General features: G+C 34.4%; 5 protein-coding genes and 1 pseudogene. All 6 read left to right on the plus strand.

The window, feature by feature from the left end; genetic code table 11:
• Positions 1-257: 257 nt before the first annotated feature.
• Positions 258-470: a DUF6219 family protein gene (locus LI112_RS17585; protein WP_005421604.1), complete on the plus strand. Its 213-nt coding sequence runs from the start codon at positions 258-260 to the stop codon at positions 468-470.
• Positions 471-473: 3 nt separating this feature from the next.
• Entirely contained in the window at positions 474-929 is a 456-nt protein-coding gene (bcp, locus tag LI112_RS17590; protein WP_005421605.1) for a thioredoxin-dependent thiol peroxidase, read from the plus strand.
• Positions 929-1,675 (plus strand): peroxide stress protein YaaA, encoded by a 747-nt coding sequence (gene yaaA, locus LI112_RS17595; protein WP_005421606.1) that lies wholly within the window; start codon positions 929-931, stop codon positions 1,673-1,675. The genes bcp and yaaA overlap by 1 nt, the downstream gene beginning before the upstream one ends.
• Before the next feature lie 89 nt (positions 1,676-1,764).
• A pseudogene (locus LI112_RS17600) lies at positions 1,765-1,965 on the plus strand (rubrerythrin family protein); the annotation flags it as partial.
• A 184-nt stretch (positions 1,966-2,149) separates the two neighbouring features.
• The gene (locus LI112_RS17605; protein ID WP_055057010.1) at positions 2,150-2,524 is read left to right on the plus strand and encodes a desulfoferrodoxin family protein; all 375 of its coding nucleotides are present in this window, start codon (positions 2,150-2,152) and stop codon (positions 2,522-2,524) included.
• A gap of 94 nt (positions 2,525-2,618) precedes the next feature.
• A complete protein-coding gene (locus LI112_RS17610; protein WP_005339874.1) occupies positions 2,619-2,777 on the plus strand; it encodes a rubredoxin in 159 nt (52 codons plus the stop codon).
• Positions 2,778-2,977 lie beyond the last annotated feature (200 nt).

The following is a 2,977-nucleotide window of genomic DNA, read 5'->3' on the forward strand; positions in this document are numbered from 1 at the left end:
GAATACGGAAAGGACTATGATGTTGTCAATAATCCTGATAAATTTCAACTATATATAGATGGAAAAGAGATTAAATAGTAATCTCCTGAAAGCAAGCTTTTTGTCAATTATTTCAAAGAAAAATTAAAGGATAACAATACATAGTTTTGACAATGATATTTTGAAAAATTTTATAGGAATGCTCTATTATCAAATTGACATAGGAATATGGTAGCGTATAATTAGAATTGAATACACTGAAAAAATGGAGGAATTACATGAAAGCACATAAATATTGGTCAGTAGGAGCATTGATCACAATGCTTGGGACTTTTTACACTGGATATAAAAAGCAAAAATCAAGTCACAAATACTTTGCTTTAAGTTCTATGTTATGTATGGTAATGGCGATATATACAGGTCATAAAATGATTACCGGGAATAGGAAGAAAAAGGCGAATAAAGAGAAAGATACAGAAAGGGAGGGATAAATAATGTTGGAAGTAGGGGTTAAGGCACCGGATTTTGAGTTGCCAGATCAAAATGGGAAAATACATAGATTATCGGATTATACAGGAAAAAAAGTGATTTTATATTTCTATCCCAAGGATAATACAGCGGGATGCACGAAACAGGCATGTGGGTTTTCTGAGCGATACCCTCAGTTTACCGAAAAGGGAGCAGTTATTCTTGGAGTCAGTAAGGATTCTGTATCCTCTCATAAGAGATTTGAGGAAAAATATGGATTGACATTTACACTTTTAGCAGATCCAGAGCGGAAAGTTATTGAAGCATATGATGTATGGAAAGAAAAGAAAAATTATGGCAAAGTCTCTATGGGAGTAGTAAGAACCACATATCTTATTGATGAACAGGGGATTATTATAAAGGCAAATGATAAAGTCAAGGCTGCAGATGATCCTGAAAATATGCTCAAGGAATTAGATTAATGAAGATAATATTATCCCCTGCTAAAAAGATGATTACAGATACTGACAGCATAGCGCCGGATGGATTGCCTGAATTTATTGAAAAGACGACAGAGATACAAAGTTGGTTGAAAAGTAAGTCAAAAGAAGAACTGAAGACTATCTGGAAATGTAATGACAAAATTACAGAACAGAACTTCAATAGATTGGAAAACATGGATCTTTATCATTTACTTACCCCAGCTGTCTTATCATATGAAGGAATTGCTTTTCAATATATGGCTCCATCCGTGTTTGAGGACAGTCAGTTCGAGTATGTACAAAATCATTTGAGAATAATATCTGCATTTTATGGTGTGCTAAAACCAAGGGATGGTGTGACACCTTATCGTTTGGAAATGCAGGCGAAGGTTGGAATAGGAGAAACAAAAAATCTGTATGAGTACTGGGGAGATTTATTATACCGCTCAGTGATTGATAACAGCAGGATTATAATCAATCTGGCATCGAAAGAATACTCTAAGTGCATAGAAAAATATCTGACACGACAGGATAGATACATTACGATTACATTTTGTGAGTTATCAGGAGATAAACTGGTGACAAAAGGTACATATGCTAAGATGGCCCGTGGTGAAATGGTTAGGTTCATGGCTGAAAACAGAATTGAAAATCCTGAGGATATTAAGAAATTTGATAGACTAGGCTATTCATTCCGCTCTGATTTATCATCAGATGCAGAATATGTTTTTGAACGGAAAAAATGATGATTGAATGATTATTTTAAATAAAAGGTAATCAGTAATATTAATTATTATAATAATAGCAATTATTACTATTATTTATTGACAATAAACAGATTGAGAAGCACCACGAAGAGAGATATCGTGCACTTCTTAAGAATATTGAAACTGCACAGGTGTTTGAAAAGAGTGAAGTTAAGGTATGGGAATGCCGTAACTGTGGACATGTTGTGGTAGGAACAAAGGCACCTGAGATATGTCCAGTATGTAACCATCCACAGAGTTATTTCGAAATACGTGAAGAGAACTATTAAAGAGAAGGAGATTATTACAAAGAAGAAAGTGATTATTAAAAAAAGCAGTAATGATAGGCTGTGGCTTTGTTGGTTCCGCATCAGTTGGTAAAGAAGCATTAAAGTTTAAGAAATCGGCGGATGCTTTGAAAAAAGTTATAGAAACAATTGGATTTTAAATTTTAAACATAGGAAGATAAAAAAGATGGAAGTAAAATATTATGTATGCAATCATTGTGGAAACATTATTGAAATGGTAAAGGATCAAGGCGTACCAGTAATGTGCTGCGGAGAGGCTATGCATGAGTTAAAAGCTGGAGTGACAGATGCTGCTGTTGAGAAGCATGTACCTGTATATACAGTGGACAAACAGCATGTACATGTTGTGGTCGGTGAAACAAAACATCCAATGCTTGATAATCATTTCATTGAATGGATTACACTAAATACAAATCAGGGTATTTATAGAAAACAGCTAATTCCAGGACAGGAACCTATTGCGGATTTCTGCCTCTGTGATGGAGAGTATGTAGAAGGAGTATACGCATACTGCAATCTTCATGGACTCTGGAAATGCTAAAAACACTTGACTTTCGTGCTAAGATTACAAAATAATTCAGATACAACAGTAATATATGCTTTGTATTAATATATTTATAAGGAGGAACAAACTAATGAAATATGTATGTGACGTTTGCGGATGGGAATATGATGAAGAGGAAGGTTATCCTGAAGGTGGTATTGCACCAGGAACAAAGTGGGAGGACGTTCCAGAAGATTTTGAATGCCCATTATGTAATGTTGGAAAAGATCAGTTTTCAGAAGTTGAATAAAATTCTGATTATTTAAATACGGATAGATAAACAAAAACCCTGGTGCGTGTGAGCAACAGGGTTTTTTATTGCGATAGTTTGTGATTGTGATGATATCACAGAAAATGATTTACCTTTTGCTTATAATGTAACTACAAACAAAGTAAGGAGGTAGTCTAAATGAGATTAAAAGATAAAGTTGCAATCATTACGGGTGGAAG

Source organism: Blautia sp. 210820-DFI.6.14 (genome assembly GCF_020558815.1).
GTDB classification, from domain to species: Bacteria; Bacillota; Clostridia; order Lachnospirales; family Lachnospiraceae; genus Blautia_A; species Blautia_A obeum.

Bases quoted from the DNA above. Each gene is read 5' to 3' on its own strand.
- yaaA (WP_005421606.1), top strand. From the start codon at position 929: ATGAAGATAATATTATCCCCTGCTAAAAAGATGATTACAGATACTGAC.
- LI112_RS17605 (WP_055057010.1), top strand. From the start codon at position 2,150: ATGGAAGTAAAATATTATGTATGCAATCATTGTGGAAACATTATTGAA.
- LI112_RS17585 (WP_005421604.1), top strand. From the start codon at position 258: ATGAAAGCACATAAATATTGGTCAGTAGGAGCATTGATCACAATGCTT.
- bcp (WP_005421605.1), top strand. From the start codon at position 474: ATGTTGGAAGTAGGGGTTAAGGCACCGGATTTTGAGTTGCCAGATCAA.
- LI112_RS17610 (WP_005339874.1), top strand. From the start codon at position 2,619: ATGAAATATGTATGTGACGTTTGCGGATGGGAATATGATGAAGAGGAA.